General features: G+C 65.3%; 15 protein-coding genes. 5 read left to right on the top strand and 10 right to left on the bottom strand.

Annotation, left to right across the window (positions count from 1 at the left end; translation table 11 throughout):
* The 4 genes from H7K45_RS23660 to H7K45_RS23645 form a co-directional block, all read right to left on the bottom strand.
* On the bottom strand, window positions 1-592 hold a 592-nt coding region (locus tag H7K45_RS23660), incomplete at its 3' end, for an amidohydrolase family protein (protein WP_263998490.1).
* A 123-nt stretch (window positions 593-715) separates the two neighbouring features.
* Window positions 716-1,348, bottom strand: coding sequence for an antibiotic biosynthesis monooxygenase (locus H7K45_RS23655; RefSeq protein ID WP_372512628.1), 633 nt, complete (start codon window positions 1,346-1,348; stop codon window positions 716-718).
* Complete coding sequence (locus H7K45_RS23650; RefSeq protein WP_263998489.1) at window positions 1,266-1,817, bottom strand: antibiotic biosynthesis monooxygenase; 552 nt, start codon at window positions 1,815-1,817, stop codon at window positions 1,266-1,268. The genes H7K45_RS23655 and H7K45_RS23650 overlap by 83 nt, the downstream gene beginning before the upstream one ends.
* Before the next feature lie 318 nt (window positions 1,818-2,135).
* A complete protein-coding gene (locus tag H7K45_RS23645) occupies window positions 2,136-2,549 on the bottom strand; it encodes a CDGP domain-containing protein (protein WP_263998488.1) in 414 nt (137 codons plus the stop codon).
* 287 nt (window positions 2,550-2,836) lie between these two features.
* Here H7K45_RS23645 and H7K45_RS23640 point away from each other — a divergent pair, with 287 nt between their 5' ends.
* Complete coding sequence (locus tag H7K45_RS23640) at window positions 2,837-6,265, top strand: ATP-binding protein (protein WP_263998487.1); 3,429 nt, start codon at window positions 2,837-2,839, stop codon at window positions 6,263-6,265.
* Between the two features lie 20 nt (window positions 6,266-6,285).
* Here H7K45_RS23640 and H7K45_RS23635 read toward each other — a convergent pair whose 3' ends face one another.
* On the bottom strand, window positions 6,286-6,714 hold the full coding sequence (locus H7K45_RS23635; protein WP_263998486.1) for a CDGP domain-containing protein: 429 nt from the start codon (window positions 6,712-6,714) through the stop codon (window positions 6,286-6,288).
* Between the two features lie 176 nt (window positions 6,715-6,890).
* Between H7K45_RS23635 and H7K45_RS23630 the strand changes: the two genes are divergently transcribed.
* Entirely contained in the window at window positions 6,891-8,039 is a 1,149-nt protein-coding gene (locus tag H7K45_RS23630; RefSeq protein ID WP_263998485.1) for a hypothetical protein, read from the top strand.
* A 609-nt stretch (window positions 8,040-8,648) separates the two neighbouring features.
* Here H7K45_RS23630 and H7K45_RS23625 read toward each other — a convergent pair.
* Window positions 8,649-9,140, bottom strand: coding sequence for an AAA family ATPase (locus tag H7K45_RS23625; protein WP_263998484.1), 492 nt, complete (start codon window positions 9,138-9,140; stop codon window positions 8,649-8,651).
* Window positions 9,141-9,282: 142 nt separating this feature from the next.
* On the opposite strand from H7K45_RS23625, the gene H7K45_RS23620 reads away from it, so the two are divergent.
* Entirely contained in the window at window positions 9,283-9,750 is a 468-nt protein-coding gene (locus H7K45_RS23620; RefSeq protein WP_263998483.1) for a GNAT family N-acetyltransferase, read from the top strand.
* Window positions 9,751-9,791: 41 nt separating this feature from the next.
* On the opposite strand, the gene H7K45_RS23615 is transcribed toward H7K45_RS23620, so the two are convergent.
* The 3 genes from H7K45_RS23615 to mbp1 form a co-directional block, all read right to left on the bottom strand.
* Window positions 9,792-10,346: a hypothetical protein gene (locus H7K45_RS23615; RefSeq protein WP_263998482.1), complete on the bottom strand. Its 555-nt coding sequence runs from the start codon at window positions 10,344-10,346 to the stop codon at window positions 9,792-9,794.
* Between the two features lie 107 nt (window positions 10,347-10,453).
* Window positions 10,454-11,719 carry a sensor domain-containing phosphodiesterase gene (locus H7K45_RS23610; protein ID WP_263998492.1) on the bottom strand — a complete coding sequence of 422 codons (1,266 nt, stop codon included), beginning with the start codon at window positions 11,717-11,719 and terminating at the stop codon, window positions 10,454-10,456.
* A 260-nt stretch (window positions 11,720-11,979) separates the two neighbouring features.
* Window positions 11,980-12,222 carry a microaggregate-binding protein 1 gene (mbp1, locus tag H7K45_RS23605; protein WP_263998480.1) on the bottom strand — a complete coding sequence of 81 codons (243 nt, stop codon included), beginning with the start codon at window positions 12,220-12,222 and terminating at the stop codon, window positions 11,980-11,982.
* A 307-nt stretch (window positions 12,223-12,529) separates the two neighbouring features.
* Between mbp1 and H7K45_RS23600 the strand changes: the two genes are divergently transcribed.
* Window positions 12,530-13,690: a C45 family autoproteolytic acyltransferase/hydrolase gene (locus tag H7K45_RS23600; protein ID WP_263998478.1), complete on the top strand. Its 1,161-nt coding sequence runs from the start codon at window positions 12,530-12,532 to the stop codon at window positions 13,688-13,690.
* Window positions 13,691-13,775: 85 nt separating this feature from the next.
* Here the strand turns inward: H7K45_RS23600 and H7K45_RS23595 are convergent, their stop codons facing one another.
* A complete protein-coding gene (locus H7K45_RS23595) occupies window positions 13,776-14,675 on the bottom strand; it encodes a LysR family transcriptional regulator (RefSeq protein WP_263998477.1) in 900 nt (299 codons plus the stop codon).
* 133 nt (window positions 14,676-14,808) lie between these two features.
* On the opposite strand from H7K45_RS23595, the gene H7K45_RS23590 reads away from it, so the two are divergent.
* The gene (locus tag H7K45_RS23590; RefSeq protein WP_263998476.1) at window positions 14,809-15,549 is read left to right on the top strand and encodes an SDR family NAD(P)-dependent oxidoreductase; all 741 of its coding nucleotides are present in this window, start codon (window positions 14,809-14,811) and stop codon (window positions 15,547-15,549) included.
* Window positions 15,550-15,628 lie beyond the last annotated feature (79 nt).

Below are 15,628 nucleotides of genomic sequence, written 5' to 3'. Positions count from 1 at the left end.
CGGTGTCCGCGGCGTGCCACTTCTCGATCTCCGCACGCGTCAACCGAACCGCCTCCTCCTCGGAGGTGATCAACGGCTGCGCGGTCTCCCCACCCACAGTCTGAATCCCCCGACCACTGACCACGCGCAACCCAGCCTCCCGGGTGCGTTCGAACAACGAATCCTGCGCATGCGGGAACGCCGACCCGAACACCATCGCCGCAGTCGTCCCGACGGCGATGCGCCGGTTGCAGAACTCCACCGCCGCTCGCGCGGCGAACTCAGGATCGGCGAACTTGGCTTCCGAGGGGAAGATGCAGAGGTTGAGCCATTCCAGCAGTTGACCGCCGCCGTAGGAGTCACCAGCATAGGTCTGGGGAAAGTGCACGTGAGTGTCGACGAAACCCGGCAACAAGAACCCACCACGATGATCGTTGACGGGCACAGAGGCGTATTCCTCTGGCAGCGACTCTCGTTGGCCGCAGAACACGATCACACCGTCCCCGTCGACGACGAGCGCGCCGTCGGGGATGGACACCAACGCCGCGGCGGCCTCGGTCACCAACGCAGTGCCGGCGATGTGGAAGACGTGACCGAAATGGACCTGCGTCATGAATTTTGCTCCTTTATTCGTTGTGTTTGTTTTCGAGCCGGTCGCAAGGGACGGCGCTCGGCCGGCACTGCGAAGAACCGACATGCCCGCTCGCTCAGGGGATTTGTCGCTGAGGTCGCGTGGTCATGGCAGGGTCCAGAACTTGGTCGTGATGAGGTAGAACAGGATTGCCCACACCGCGTTGATCGCCAGCACCAGCGCGAAGCCCGCGACATTGGTCAGCGGTTGACGAGCGTTCTTCGCCGGTGACATCCAGAACCGCAAGATCGGGTTTCCGTAGAACGGCATCACCACATAACTCATCACGAAACTCGACAGCAGGTTGCCGACCAACATGCCCAACCACAGCGGCATACCCAGGGGCGCGGTCAGCAAGGTCAGGATCACCACGGTCGGATAGAGCCCCATCCACACCGCAATCGAGGTCTTGAAATCCGACGGTGGCGGCGCGTCGGCGTCACCGTAGTCGAACCACGTGCCAAACGAATGATCGATGCGACGCAACGAGAAATCGGCGAAACGCTCGTCGGACAACAACCTCTGACGCTCGTCGGACGTGAGCCAGGCGTCGAGGTGCTCGGCGTCGTCGAACTTGTACGAGATGGTCCACTCGTCTTGCACGCCCTCCACGGGACGAAAGATCTCCGACCCTCGGAACCCCGCGAACGTCGCCTCAGCGGCGCGGATCTCCTCCTGCCAGGCCAAGAACTCGGCCACCTGCTCGGCGTCGACGCGGTGACTGACCACCACCGTCACCAAGGACCGACCCTCGGAACCCCGCGAACGTCGCCTCAGCGGCGCGGATCTCCTCCTGCCAGGCCAAGAACTCGGCCACCTGCTCGGCGTCGACGCGGTGACTGACCACCACCGTCACCAAGGAGTCGTCTGCCCGGCCCTCCCGAGCGATTACCTGCTGGGTGCCCGGACCGTCGAACAAGTCCGCACCGCGATCGAGGAACTCCTGGCGCGTGGCGCTGTTGAGCCACGTCTGCATGGTGGCCACCGAATCGAAGTGATACACCACCACCCAATCGGACTGACCATCAGCCGGCTCCCGCAGCTCCACACCCCGAAAACCGGGATACCGACCCGCCGCAGCACCAAGTTTCCCTTGCCAGGCCAGATAGTCGTCCTCACGGCCCGCACGCACCCGCTGCCCGATGAGAAGTGTTGCAGCACCAGGACTTCGCAGCGGCGTACCGGCTTCGTGGATATCGTTGATCATGTCGTCCCTCAGACGGTCGGGGTGGGAGGCAGCGGCGAACCGTTGCTTGGATGGGTGGGGCACGAGCGCGCGGTTCACGTACGCCCTTTCCAGCGTGATCACTGGGTGTGCTCAGCAATACGGTCATCGGTGCGACCGGTCACTCTCTCGGTGCCGGGTCCGCCAACACCGTAAGTGCGAAATGCAAGAATTTTGTAAACGTCCCCGCATTGGGGTCAGCGGCGCCGCCGTCACGCGCGACGATGTCCAAGTCGCTTCTCAGCAAACACACGGGATCGCCACCGCTAATGGTTGGGAGATTGGGCACCCCGTCGCCGGTTACAGGATGTTGTCGGTTCCCGGGGGCAGCCAACCTGGCTCGTCGGGCAGCACGGTGTCCGCGGTCACCGGGTAGGACTCCTGGGTCTGAGTCGTCTCCGGAACCAGATACCCACCGAAGCACGTGAGATTTCCCGAGCCGCCGGACAAGCAGTTCAACGGCTGATAGTGGCTCGGGGTGAAGACCGTGCGGGTGCGCTGCCAACTGCCGTCAGCCTGCTTGGCACCGTCGCATACCTCCCGCCGATCACCACCGAGGAAACCCCAATGCACGGTCTCGCACCCCATGCCCGGGCTCGGCGCGCCCTGAGCCTGACTGGCCGCGGCGGTGCCCACGGCGACGAGCACCGGAGCGACGGCCACCACGGCCCCCAGGCCGATGCGTCGCGTCACGCGGGAGGTGAAGGTGGCCATGTCGATTCCCCTGTCGGTCCTTGGTCTGTCGTACCGGCGAGTTCCGGTGATGGACCTACAGTGCCGCACCGAACCGGCCACGTATGTCCGACGATCAGCCACACGACGAGGGGAACTTCCAGTCCCCCGATCAGGGGACGGCGCCAATGCATCCGACGGCGGCCGCGTCTTCGCCCCGGTCGAATTCGAACTCGACGGCGTTTGTTTGCGCATCTACCCCGAGACGACGAATTGCGAGCAAGCTCCCACTGTCACAGCGAATTCAGGTGTGTCTTATTCTGGCGCAGATGGACGAGGATGAGACGGTCGCAGTTCGTCTCATCGGGGACCTGCGGGTCGTCCACCGTGGGCAGGTCGTCGACCCGCGGGCGGTCGGTGGAGCACGTTGCGTCGACGTCTTGGCCTACCTGGCCGTCAATCGCAATCGCGACATTGCCCAGGATGAACTCGCCGGGATCCTGTGGCCCAAGGACCGCCCCCAATCGTGGAACGCTGCGTTGCGCGGGGTTTTGTCTCGAGTGCGCGACACCATGGAGCTGGCCCACTTGCCCGCGGGCTGCGTGCGCTCACGCGGCGGAAACGTTCGATTGTCGTTACCCGACGGGCTCGCCACCGACATCGAGATGCTTCGGCGACTCTGCGCCACCACTCCGGGCAGTTCGGTGACCGGCGCGCGGCGGGCACTCGAACTCACCTCAGAACCCACGCTGATTGGCGTGGGCGGGGCGTGGGCCGATGACGTGCGTGCCGAAGTAGAGCAACTGCGCCGGCAGGCGTTCGAGATGGACGCCAACGAATCACTGAAGAGGGGCGAACCGACACGGGCGATCGCATCAGCGGAGGCGCTGCTGATCTTGGATCCACTGCGCGAAAGCGCCTACCGCGCGGTCATGGCCGGATACATGACGCTCGGTGAGAGGGGACAAGCATTGCAGGCGGCCGCGAGATGCCGTCTCGCTCTGGACCGCGAACTCGGTACCGCACCGTCGGCCGAGACGGAGGCGCTGTATCTCCGGATCCTGCGGGCCGACGAGCCCGCGGCCCAGGCGCCACGACCGGCAGACGACGTCGGTGATTACTTCGTCGGACGTGAACGGGAATTGTCGGCGGTGGCCAACGCCGTGGGCCGCGCCGACCGGGGCCGCGGGCAGTTCGTGGTCGTCACCGGCGAGGCCGGAAGCGGCAAGACCACCATCGCGCTCGAGATCATGAAACGTGCGCGTGCGGCCGGCGCTCATGTCCTATTCGGCCGGTGCAGCGAAGAAGCCGTCATGCCGTTCGAGCCATTCGTGGAGGCGATCGGTTGCGAGCTGGACGCATTGAGCCCGTCTGAGATTCGAAAGTGGTTGGAAGTCAACGGTACCGATGTTTTGCGTCTTGTTCCGAGGGTGGCGCGGCGCATGGGCGAGACGGTGCCGACACGGACGGAGGGCGACGAGAGGGTCGCCGTGATGACCGCGGTCTTCGAATGGTTGACCTCGCCGGTCAGGTCGGGACCCACCGTCTTGATCGTCGACGATCTGCAGTGGTCGTCGACGACCACCCTGGCTGTCCTGCGGTATTTGGTCCATGCTTCCGAGCAGACCCGCCTGTGCGTCATAGCCACCGTCCGCGCGGAGTACGCCGACGACACTGACGTCCGCGCGACACTGTCGGGGTTGACGCGGAACAGCGGGATGCACCGAGTCCACTTGGGTGGGCTGAGTTTGGCTGAAGTCGGCGCCCTTGTCGAGGCGGAGGGCAGCACACTCGACCCGACCGCGCTTCACGAACGCACCGACGGCCTCCCCTTGTTCGTCGTTTCGTTGATCAATGCGGATCAGTCCGGTTCCGATGCGACGTTCCCGGTGTCCGTCGCCGAGTCCGTGGCCCAGCGCGAACGTCTACTGACGCCGGCGGCTCGCGGGTTGTTGCGGGTGTGCTCGGTGGTGGGCATGGTCTCCCAACGTCTCGTCTTGCGTTCTGCGGTCGACGATCTCGACGACGTTGCGTTCGCCGACGCGCTCGACGAATTGGAACGCCACCGGTTGGTCGTCGAGACGACTTCGGGCAGCGAGATCCGCTTGCGTCACCCGCTGGTACAGGAGGCCGTATACGAGGGCATCAGCGGCCGCCGTCGTGCGCAGTTGCACACCCGCGTGGCACTCGTGACGGAGCGTCTAGGTGGTGCCACGGCCGCCGAGGATTATGCGCGGCTCGCATATCACTTCTCTCGCGGCTTGGACACCGAACGCCGCCGCGCTGCAGATTTCTCCCGACGGGCCGGCGACCGCGCCATGGCGCTCGGCGCCTATGAGGACGCCGTGGTGTTCTACACCAAGGCCACCGAACAGTTGACGTCGCGTGGGGACTCGGCAGCGCGTTGTCAGATGTTGATCGGTTTGGGCCGCGCCCAGCGCAAGTCACTTGACTCCGCCTTTCGAGACACCCTCTTCGAGGCGGTCGCGATGGCCAGACGACTGGGCGACACGCAATTGCAGGTGGCCGCGACACTTGCAAACGACCGGCCCGGCACTCTCTACGCCCACATTCATCACGATCCCGACCGGATCGACACGCTCCTCGAGGCGCTGCACATCCTGGAATCCGCCGGACATGCCGACGGGTCGGCGGCCGCTCTTCTCTTGGCGCAGTTGGCTATCGAACAAGTCTGGGTGGCCGACTCCGGCGCTCTTCGTGACCTGCTCGACCAATCCATCGAGCTGGCCCGATCCTCCGGCGACAAAGATGCACTCATTGCCGCCCTGTTCGCTGTTTTGGTGGTTCTGCGGGTGCCGTCTAGCGCCGACGTCCGTGAGTCGGCGTACACGGAGCTGATGGGACTGCTAGACGGGTTGCCGTCGCGACGGGTCGACCCCTTGGTGTTGACGTGGGTCGCGCGCCATCAAATCGAGTACGGACTCGTCGTCCACGCCAGGCAGACCCGGTCCACTCTGACCGAGGCGCGCGTCGGGCGCGATCCCGAGTTGGCGTGGATGGTGGCCAACGTCGACTTCGGCATCGACTTGGCCACCGGCAGGCTTCGGCGGTGCGACGAAAACTTCGACGCGCTCCGCGACGTTCCCTCGTCGCCGGCTGTGTCCTACTCCTACGGACGATTGATGGGGCAACTCTTCGCACTTCGTACATTGCGCGGCGACATGGGCGACCTCGTCGCCGCGGCATCGGACATCACCGAACGATTCGACGTCGTCCCCACCTACCGCGCATGCCTGGCGACCGCACACGTCGACGTGGGAAACCTCGAGGCCGCCGTCGAGCTCGTCGACTGGTACGACCGACGACGCATCGAGGACATCCCCGTCGACAACATGTGGCTGAGCACCATCGCCACCATCGGCCGAGTGGCGGCCCAGGTCGGCAACACCGAGGTGTGCGAAATCGTCTACGACCTTCTGGCCGAACACACTGGTAAGACCACGATTTCGTGGGCGTCGATCTTTGGTGTCGTAGACCATCACCTTACCGAGCTGGCCATTGCCCTGCGCCGCTTCGACTTGGCGGCCGAACATCTCGAGGGTGCCCTCTCCGAGCATCAGAAACACGGGTTCCGTGGTTGGCTCGCCGAAACGAGCTATCTCGCCGTCCTTCTGGAGGCGCGACGAGACGGACGTCCGTCGACTCAAGCCGTTACCCGTGCCCGTCGACTAGCCGACGACGTCGGCGCCACCGCCGTGCGTCGACGCGTCGACGTGGTCGCAACACCACCTGACTAGGGGCGGCTGGAGCCGCGACATCAGAAGACGTTGTAGGTGTACGGCGGCAGCCACCCGGGCTCGTCGGGCAGCACCGTGCTGGGTGCCACCGGGTAGGTCTCCTGCGTCTGGACGGTTTCCGGGCGGTAGCCACCGAGGCAAATCGGACCGTTCTCGGGGTGAGAGGGGTTCGTCCAGCAGTTGACGGGCGTGTCGCGTTCCGGGGTGAAGACGGTCCGGGTGCGCTGCCAGGTTCCGTCCGACTGCTGGGGGCCGTCGCAGACCTTGCGGCGGTCGTTGCCGAAGGCGCCCCAGTGGATGACTTCGCATCCCATGGTGGGGCCGGCGGTGGGTCCGGGGTCGGCATGGCCAACGGCGGGGACACCTAGGGCAATCAACGCCGACGCTCCGCTCAGGACGATTCCCCCCAAGAGGCGGCGCATCCGGAGCGAGGTGGAGGTGGTGGTCATCGTGAATCCCCTGTCGTCGGTTGTTCTTTGACACTCTGCGCGGCTGGTGCCGGCGATGTATGAAGCGTGCCGCAGCCCATTGGCCACGTCTGTCCCGCGATCGGACACGGCGCCAGATGAAACACCTGTCCCCCGATCAGGGGACGCCCGCGTGCCCGCTGGTAGTAACCTTCGGCATGGCCGTTGCGCTCGAACCCGCCGTCGACGACGACGTAGAGGGCTGGTTCCTGGAACGGGGACTGCCTGCCGTGCTGACGGTTCGGGCCCGCGCACGGCACCTGTTGTCCCGGTCGGCCCCTGCGCTCGCCGCGTACGCGGTGGTGGTGCTGGCGCTGCTGGTGGTGTACGCCCTAACCGGTACCAGCGAGATCTACATCGACGGCGCCCCGACGCCCGCCGAGCGGATCGTCCTGGCCGTCGTCGCCCTCACCGTTCCGCTGGCGGTGCTGGTCGGCCGCGTGGTGTCACACCGCCTCAGCCGTAGGACGCAGCTCATCACGTCGATCATCGCGGCGCTGGTCGCGGTCGTGGCTGGAGTAATTCAAGGCGGTGTCTCGCATTTGGTGGGCAGCGTCGTCGTCGTCTCGGTCGTCGCGGTTGGTACGGCGACCGGGGCTGGCGCGGTGTTGGGCTGGGCGGTCCGACTGACGATGGTGCAGGCCGTGGCGATGGGGGCCTTGTTCGTCCGCGCGCTGCCGGTGCTTCTGTTGACCGTGGTGGTGTTCCTCAATAGCTACACGTGGATCTTGGCGTCGACGATCAGCCGGACGCGGTTAATGGTCGCGCTGCTCTTCTTGCTCGCGATAAGCATCGCTTTCCTTGTCTCGGTCAGCAATTCGCGCGTCGGCTCGATGCTGTCAGAGGCGGTCACCGGTCCGCACCGCGACACCCATGACTTGAGTTCCAGCCCATTCGCCGCGACGCCGAATCCGGCCGCCGCCGATCCGCTCACCTGGGGCGAGCGGTGCAATGTCGTCGTCGTGCTGGCAGCCGCCCAGGTCGCACATCTCATGATGGTCGCGATCTCAATCGCCGCCATCTACTTCGTCTTGGGATTGATCGTGCTGAGCCCGGAGCTGCTGGGGAAGTGGACTGGTGGCGGGGCCAGCGACGGGACTGTGCTGGGCATGACGATTCCCGTGCCGCAGTCGTTGATCCACATGACCCTCATCCTGTGCGCCCTGACGTTCATGTACGTGAGCGCCCGCACGGTCGGCGACGAAGACTACAAGAAGGACTTCCTCAACCCCCTCATCGAGGAATTGCACGTCACCCTCATCGCCCGCAACCGCTACCGCAGGTTGTCAGACGCACATGAGGCGTAGCGGACGTCCACCGGCTTGCCAACACGGCCGACGCCGGACGCCTGAGCAGCGTGCTCCCCACTGACAATTGTTCATTGGCCGTACGTGCAGCCACGGTCGCACCGGCTGACGATTGGGATTGCAGAGATCGTCGAAAATCGCTGCGGGAGGGGCGGGCTGATTTCGCCTGCGGGAAGCAATGTCCTTCATCAGTTCTCCCGTAGTGGATGTTCATCTCGATCGCTGGCGATCCCCGCTCCCCCAACCGAACCCTGCTCTCTACGTGGAGAACGCTAGTCGCCATGCCGACGTCGTGGTGATACCTCGCCTCGGAGAACCCACGGTTTCATACCGACGACCTGAACTGCTGCCGCAGTCTCCCGTCCCCACGCACCTCCGATGGCACTGACTCGCAACGTCTCCCAGCCACCGTCGATGCTTTCGGCGACCCCGAATCGTCGAGCCACGATGCCGGCCAGCCGGGTTTCATCCCCCTCGTTCATGTTCCCCAGTCAACGCCGCGGCTCAGCTTTCGAGCAACCGATTTTCGTTCAGCGCCGCGTCTTCCTCGGTCGCATCAGATGCCGGCTGAGTGGCTTCAGCGGGTTGTACCGTCAAAGGATCGACGTGCTACCGGCGTTGGCGAGGGTTGTCAGCGATGGCAACCAATTCATCGACCACCTCAGCGAGCGGACGGGTGGTGACGATCTCGTGGGTGGCCGCCTGCCGTAAGAGCGGTTCGACTCGGGAAATGTCGGCGGCAATCTGCCGACGTTGGGCTCGAGTCTTGCCGAATGGATTATTGGTGCGGTGGGCAAGGCGCTCGAATACGACGTCCGGGGGCGCACTCAGCAGCACGACGGCATCGAAGCGGTCGTAGAAGCATCCCTGGTTGGCGACCGTTCCTTGGACGAACAGTGGTGTCGCGCGGGGTCGCGCCAAAAGCTCGTCGATGAGGGCCTCTATCCACAGCGGTTCGCCGTCGAGGACATGAATCCAGTGGGCATCGTCGGTGTCGATGGCGGTGAACCCGCGTCGGGTCAACTCAAGCAACGCCGCCGACTTCCCCACGCCAGACATCCCCGTCACCAAGATCGCCGAGTGGCCCACCATGAGCCACATTCAATCGTTCAACGGGCTCAAGACCAAGACCCGTCCGGCGCGAGTGTCGTCAGCTGAGACCGTTCGACGGGGTCGTCCGCACCCAGCGGCGACGCTCGGCGGTTCGACGATGCCCGTCTGCCCGGTGGTAGTAGCCTTCGGCATGCCCGTTGCACTCGAACCCGCCACCGACGACGACGTCGCCACGTACCTCATCGACGCCGCCGAGTCGTATCGGGTCAATCTGGAGGCCGCCGGCGTCCCTGCGTCCATAGCCAGTACAACCGCGGCGGACACGTTCGCCCGGGACTTCCCGGGCGGACGCGCGGCCCCGGGTCACCTCGTCTTCCGCATCGAAGACGAGGGATTCAACGCCGGCCTGCTGTGGATTGGACCGCAGTCGGCCGAGCAACCCCAGCACTGGTGGGTATTCGACATCATCGTCGCCGAAGCGCGGCGGGGTCGCGGCCTCGGCAGGCAGGTGATGGTTCTGGCCGAACAGGTGGCGCTCCGACACGGCGCTGTAGACCTGGGACTGAACGTCTTTGGCCACAATGCGGTCGCGGTAGGTCTCTATCAATCCTTGGGCTACGAGATGACGTCGATGCGGATGCGCAAGGCACTCCCCTAATCGTCGGTAGTCGATCTTGGGGCGGCGCATCGGCGGCACCGTCATCCGATGAGGAATGCGGCACCAACCAACACAGCGGCAAACACGAGCGTCGTCACCCATTGTGCGCGCACCCGGTGCGTCATGCCGAACGCCGTTGCGCTCACCAACAGGACGGCGTTGACGGCGCCGTCTCGAGTCAGAGGCCAGGCGTCGAATGCAGCCCAGTTCATGAGCATCGCCACCGCCTTGTAGACCGCCACGACGGCTACCGCCCAGTGGCCGTCCTTGTCGAAGTAGTCGCGCAGTGTCTCCCCTGCTCGGAGCTCGTGGGACGGGAGTATCAGCGCAGCGGCCACGTACAGCAGCGTCGCTTCGCTCAGAACCACCAGGAATTTGGGAAATGTCCAGTTTGTGTCGACTTGCGCCAAGTACAAAGTCGCCCAGGATAATTGCAGTAACAGCAGGAAGATCGACCCCGCCCAGACGACGGCCATCCAATCCATCTTGACCTGGTCGCGGACACGGAACAGTGATACGCCCGTCGTCAGAAGACGCGTCAGCCCCAGGGCTAGGACGATGCCCAAAGTCGAGGTGACCCAGTGAAGTTTGTCCATCAGCCTCCCTTCCTCGACGAGTCCTCACCTACACACACCGTCGACGGATCAACCCCCCACGTCACCCGCTCGACTGACGACACAGCGAGAAGAAGACCACCACGATGTCAGTGGATGCGGGCCAGTAGGAGCCGGGTGACCGCGGCCACCAGGGTTCGGTCGTAGGTGAGGACGAAGTCGAAGAGCCGGTCGTCGTCACGTGGATCGGCGCCCGGGTCGTGCTCGCGGGCGATCAGCGCCGAGGCGGTACGCGGGCCCAGGGTGACCACCGTCCATTCCAGACACAACGGATCAGCGGAATCAAGGTCGACGCCTCGAACACCTGGGGCCGGTCGTGGTCCGACGTCATGGCCGAGGATGGCTACCAGCGGCGCGGTCACGGCGAGTCGTTCATAGCGGTGGCGGGTGGCAGGGGTGAGGTTGTGCCCGTGTTGCAGCGCCGTGAGGATCATGGCGGGATCCACGATGTCTGCGGCTTGCCGCTCGATGTGGCGAGAGAATGCGGTGAGGACTTCCTTCCGTGCGGTGCGCACGGTGCGGGTCCAGTCGGTACTCAGCAGGTCGAAGGGTGAGCGTGGTGACTCGGCGGGTGTCGGCCACCCAAAGTGGTGTCCTGACAACGGCATTGGTCGAGGTCGGATCGCCGCGACCTCCGCCGGGGTCGGTGAATGGGGGTGACCGTACAGATAGCCTTGGCCCAGCGTTGCGCCCACTGCCATCGCCCGTTCGAGATGTTCGACGGTCTCGATGCCCTCGGCGAGGATCACCGCGCCGGTCCGTTCGTGGTAAGCGAGAATTGCCGCCAGGGTCTGGGATTGGTGCCGGCGGGTATGCCGCTGGATCAGCTGCCAATCCAATTTCACGATCTCGGGGGCCAAGACGTCGAGCAGCGCAAGCGATTCGGCATTGGCGCCGACGTCGTCCAATGCGACGACGAACCCGTCGTCGCGGATCGCAGCAGCCTTGGCCAACAACGCCGCTGGCTGTTGAAGCAGGGATCGTTCGGTGAGTTCGAACACGATCGCGAACGCGTCGGCAGCGCGATCGAGGAGGGCGTCGTCGTCACGCCCGCTGTAGACGCTGTTGGGTTCGCAGTTCACCGCGAGCATCGCCCCATTGGGGACGCCTGCCCTCACCCCCGATTCGATCGCCGCCCCGATGCACGACCGGTCGAGGGTGTCCAACCGACCTGTGCGCGCAGCGTGGGCGAACACGGCGGCGGGGTCCACTCCCGGAGACGGCCAACGCGCCAACGCCTCGTATCCGACGACCTCCGCATCCGGCAACGCCACGATGGGTTGCAGCAGCGAAAACAAGCCCACGCCCCCGGCCGCGGCCTCCAGCGACACACCACCATCGTCGCGAGCGGGCATCACGTTTGCCAGACTAGCTGCTGTAACGACAAACTGCTGGAAGACGGAACCCGACACCGGTTACCGCCCTTTACAAGATCATTTGACGCGCGGTGACTTGACACCGCGGGGCGGCCACGAACATCGTTGCCATGCGCCGGAGACTGGGCCCTAGCCGTAGTCGCCGGATCTACCAAGTTCTCAAATTCCCGGCGCGGCCGTGACCCATGCAAATGCACGGCCAGTCGCAAGCGGCCGGCCGTGCACCTGTCCAGCGGGTCTTAGGACTTCTCTGCAGCCTTCTGACGCGCTTCTTGGGTCTTGGCTTCCGCGCGGGCCTTCTCGGCCTCCGCTTCCTTCTTGGCGACGTCCTTCTCGGCCTCGGCCTTGTCGACCTGAGCCTTGCCCTGCTCCTGCAGACGGTCGTTGCCAATCAAGATTCCGATGACCTGCTTGGTGAGGCCCACGCTGCCGTCGATGAGGGCTCGTAGAGCCGCGATGGGTCCGCTGGTGTTGTCCGCCATGCCAATCCTTCCGTGGTGAACACCGCAGAATCCTTCTTGGGCCCTTGCGGTGTCGCGGTTGAGTCCGGGCCTGAGGAAGGTGTTCCCGCTGGCGCTAGCAAAAGTACGCAGTTGTTAGCAGGATCTCACTATTGCCCAGATTTACAGGCGGAACCCGGTGGGCCGTCCCCGTAAACCGCCACCGCTCCCCCGTTGGCGGTCGACGCTTCGACGTCCCGAGGCGCCGCCAGGAATTCTGAGTAGGGTTGGTCGCGCCGACGAGGTCGCTGCTAAGTGCCTGTTCATCGCGGGATAAGCGGCCTCGCGCATGGCCACAACCCAAACCGCCGTCGACGGAGGTCTTCTGATCACGACCGATCCCCGACTGCCGATCGTCACGCTCGGCGGCACCGCCCGCGAACGCGGCGCCCAGTACGGCGAACAAGTCGCCGACCGAGTGCGGCGGACCCGCGACGCCTACGCCGAGGTCTACGCCCACTTCGCGAGATGGGATTGGGACCGCGCCCGCGAAGAGGCCGAGGCCTTCGTCGACCCCATCAGGCGATTCCATCCCGCATCCGTCGAGGAAATGGCCGGAATCGCGGAGGGTGCCGGTCTCGACTTCGCCGACGTGCTGGCGATGAACCTGCGCACCGAGATCCTATTCGCGGCGAAGGTTCGGGGTGCCGGCGCGCACCTGCCTCCAATCCTCGAGTGCACGTCCTTCGCCGCGCGGACCGTCGACGGTGAACAGCTCATCGGCCAAACCTGGGACTGGCTGACGTTCTCCGCCGACACCATCGTGCTCGTCGAGGCCGAACCCGACGAAGGTCCGTCATTCATGACGGTCGTCGAGGCCGGGCTTTTGGCCAAGTTCGGGATGAACTCCAGCGGCCTCGCATTGGCGACCAACGCCCTGGTTTGCTCGGCCGATGCGGGCCAACCCGGGGTGCCTTATCACGTCATGCTCCGCGCGCTACTCGACTGCCGGACCGCCGCCGAGGCTGCGACCCTGCTGCAGGCGAGCCGGCGGTCCTCCTCGGCCAATTACCTGTTCGGCACCGGAGAAGGTCTGGTGGCCAACGCAGAGACGCGGCCGGGAGGCTACGCCGAGGTCGTCTGGGGTGTGCCCGACGACGACGGACTCCTGTTGCACGCCAACCACTTCTCCCAGGCACCTGCGGGCACCGTCGAGGATGCCGGCGCCATGCTGATGGCAGACTCCTTGTTTCGGCTGCAACGGGTGCGCAGGCTGGCCCGCGAAACGCCGCACGCCGGAGTCGAGGGGTGGAAACGCATCCTCGCCGACCACGCCGGCAGCCCGGCGGGAATCTGCTGCCATCCGGATCGCGGGATGCACGCGCTGGATCAGTGGACCACGGCCGTCGGGGTGATCTTCGAGCCCGCCCGTCGGCGCGCGCACGTCTCGGTCGGCAATCCGTGCGAGGGGACCTGGCTGACCCGGGACTACGCGCACGCGTGGGCGTGACCAGCTCCGCTCGAGAGTGACGAAAGGTGGCGCCTGCCCGCCAATTCCACGGGCGCCGAGTACCCGCTTGGCACTCTTACCCGCGTCAGCCGGAGTTGCTCGGTTCGACCGCGCTCAACCGTCGCAGGAACAGCTTGAGTACCGGCGAGGTGTTGGCCCTCGAGTAGCCCATCACCACCTCGATCGTCGGCGTTGGGCCCTCGAGCGGGCGACTGACCACCGACTGCGGAAGCAACCCCAGCGCGTAGGCGGGCATCAACGCCAACCCCCGGGTGGAGGCAACCAACGACATGGCCATCGCCATGTTGTCCACGCCGTGATCCACCGCGGCGTCGATGCCACGGCGCCGCAGATAGTCCTCGGTGACCGCTTGCAGGACGCCGGCCTTGTTCGATCCGCCGATGAAGGTCTCCCCGATCAGTTCCCGCGGCGACACGGCGTCGACGGTGGCGAGGCGATGGTCCCTCGGCATCAGCACGATGAGCGGTTCACGTTCCACCACGACGTATTCCAAGGGGTAGGCGGGTTCCGCTCTCATGAAGGCAACGTCCATCCGGCCCCGGGTGAGCGCGTCAGCCAGGTTCGGTGAGTAGTCACTGGAGACCACCACTTGGATGTTCGGCAACCGATCCTGCAAGGCCTCCATCGCCTGCGGCAACCACGTCGGCTCCAGCCCTGTCAGGAAGCCGACGGTGAAGGTTCGCCGCATCGGTTGCGCTGCTCGCCGTGCCGCCTCGACACTCGCCTCGACCTGCATCACGATTGCTCGCGCGTGAGCCAAGAAGACCCGCCCCGCCTCGGTCAACTCGACACCGCGCACGCTGCGGCTCAGCAGATCCACGCCCACCTGGTGTTCCAGATCGCGGATCTGACGGCTGAGCGAGGGCTGCGACGTGTGCAGTCGCCGCGCGGCCGCCTCGGTGAGACTTCCCGTCTCCGCGACGGCCACGAAATAGCGGAGGTGACGCAACTCGAGCGATCCCATGCTTCCAAGATATGCCCTCAGCTTCGAAAGACCTTTCCAGAACACTAACGGCTGCATAGCGTCATACCCAGACGGCTCACTGCGGTCGCACATCGTGCGGCGTCCACCGGTGGCTCACGACGAAAGCAGCCTCATGTCTGACCTGACCTCCAAGGTCGCCCTCGTCACGGGGGCATCTCGCGGCATCGGTGCCGCCATTGCCAAGCGCCTCGCCCACGACGGCGCGATCGTGGCCATCACCTACGCCAAGGGCGCCGAGGACGCCGCCAGGGTCGTGTCTGCGATCGAAGCCGCCGGTGGCACCGCGGTCGCACTACAGGCAGACGCCACCGACGCCGCGGCCGTGTCGTCTGCGGTAGAGGAGGTGGTCACCCTCTACGGGCGGCTCGACATCCTGGTCAACAACGCCGGCACCGCCATCCCGAAGCCCTTCGAGGAAACCACCCTCGAGGAACTCGACCACGTACTGAACCTCAACGTCCGCGGCCTATTCGTGACCACCCAAGCTGCGCTCAAGCATCTACCCGACGGCGGACGCATCATCTCCATCGGCTCCTGCGTCGGCGAGAGGATGATGACTCCCGGCTTGGTCGCCTACTCCGCGACCAAGGGCGCGGTGAGGATGTTCACCCAGGGCTTGGCCCGCGAGGTTGGACCGCGCGGCATCACCGTCAACAACATTCAGCCTGGACCCATCGACACCGACCTCAACCCAGCCGACGACCAGTGGGCCGAACCTCAACTCGCGGCCACCGCACTCAAACGCTACGGCCACGTCGACGACATCGCCCCGTTGGTCTCATTCATCGCCGGACCAGAAGCCGGCTACATCACCGGCGCAAGCCTCACCGTGGACGGGGGCACCAACGCCTGACGTCACGCCGAACCGATACGGCGGCACACGGCGTCGTCACCATCCCGCTCCCACCTCCCTGCCCACCCGGAAGCCAATC

The organism is Mycobacterium yunnanensis (genome assembly GCF_025823185.1).
Taxonomy (GTDB): Bacteria; Actinomycetota; Actinomycetes; order Mycobacteriales; family Mycobacteriaceae; genus Mycobacterium; species Mycobacterium yunnanensis.
This window is presented reverse-complemented; position numbering and strand designations above follow the sequence as displayed.

Coding starts and splice junctions, on each gene's coding strand:
- H7K45_RS23650 (WP_263998489.1), bottom strand. CDS start 1,817: ATGATCAACGATATCCACGAAGCCGGTACGCCGCTGCGAAGTCCTGGT.
- H7K45_RS23645 (WP_263998488.1), bottom strand. CDS start 2,549: ATGGCCACCTTCACCTCCCGCGTGACGCGACGCATCGGCCTGGGGGCC.
- H7K45_RS23640 (WP_263998487.1), top strand. CDS start 2,837: ATGGACGAGGATGAGACGGTCGCAGTTCGTCTCATCGGGGACCTGCGG.
- H7K45_RS23635 (WP_263998486.1), bottom strand. CDS start 6,714: ATGACCACCACCTCCACCTCGCTCCGGATGCGCCGCCTCTTGGGGGGA.
- H7K45_RS23630 (WP_263998485.1), top strand. CDS start 6,891: ATGGCCGTTGCGCTCGAACCCGCCGTCGACGACGACGTAGAGGGCTGG.
- H7K45_RS23625 (WP_263998484.1), bottom strand. CDS start 9,140: ATGTGGCTCATGGTGGGCCACTCGGCGATCTTGGTGACGGGGATGTCT.
- H7K45_RS23620 (WP_263998483.1), top strand. CDS start 9,283: ATGCCCGTTGCACTCGAACCCGCCACCGACGACGACGTCGCCACGTAC.
- H7K45_RS23615 (WP_263998482.1), bottom strand. CDS start 10,346: ATGGACAAACTTCACTGGGTCACCTCGACTTTGGGCATCGTCCTAGCC.
- H7K45_RS23610 (WP_263998492.1), bottom strand. CDS start 11,719: ATGCCCGCTCGCGACGATGGTGGTGTGTCGCTGGAGGCCGCGGCCGGG.
- mbp1 (WP_263998480.1), bottom strand. CDS start 12,222: ATGGCGGACAACACCAGCGGACCCATCGCGGCTCTACGAGCCCTCATC.
- H7K45_RS23600 (WP_263998478.1), top strand. CDS start 12,530: ATGGCCACAACCCAAACCGCCGTCGACGGAGGTCTTCTGATCACGACC.
- H7K45_RS23595 (WP_263998477.1), bottom strand. CDS start 14,675: ATGGGATCGCTCGAGTTGCGTCACCTCCGCTATTTCGTGGCCGTCGCG.
- H7K45_RS23590 (WP_263998476.1), top strand. CDS start 14,809: ATGTCTGACCTGACCTCCAAGGTCGCCCTCGTCACGGGGGCATCTCGC.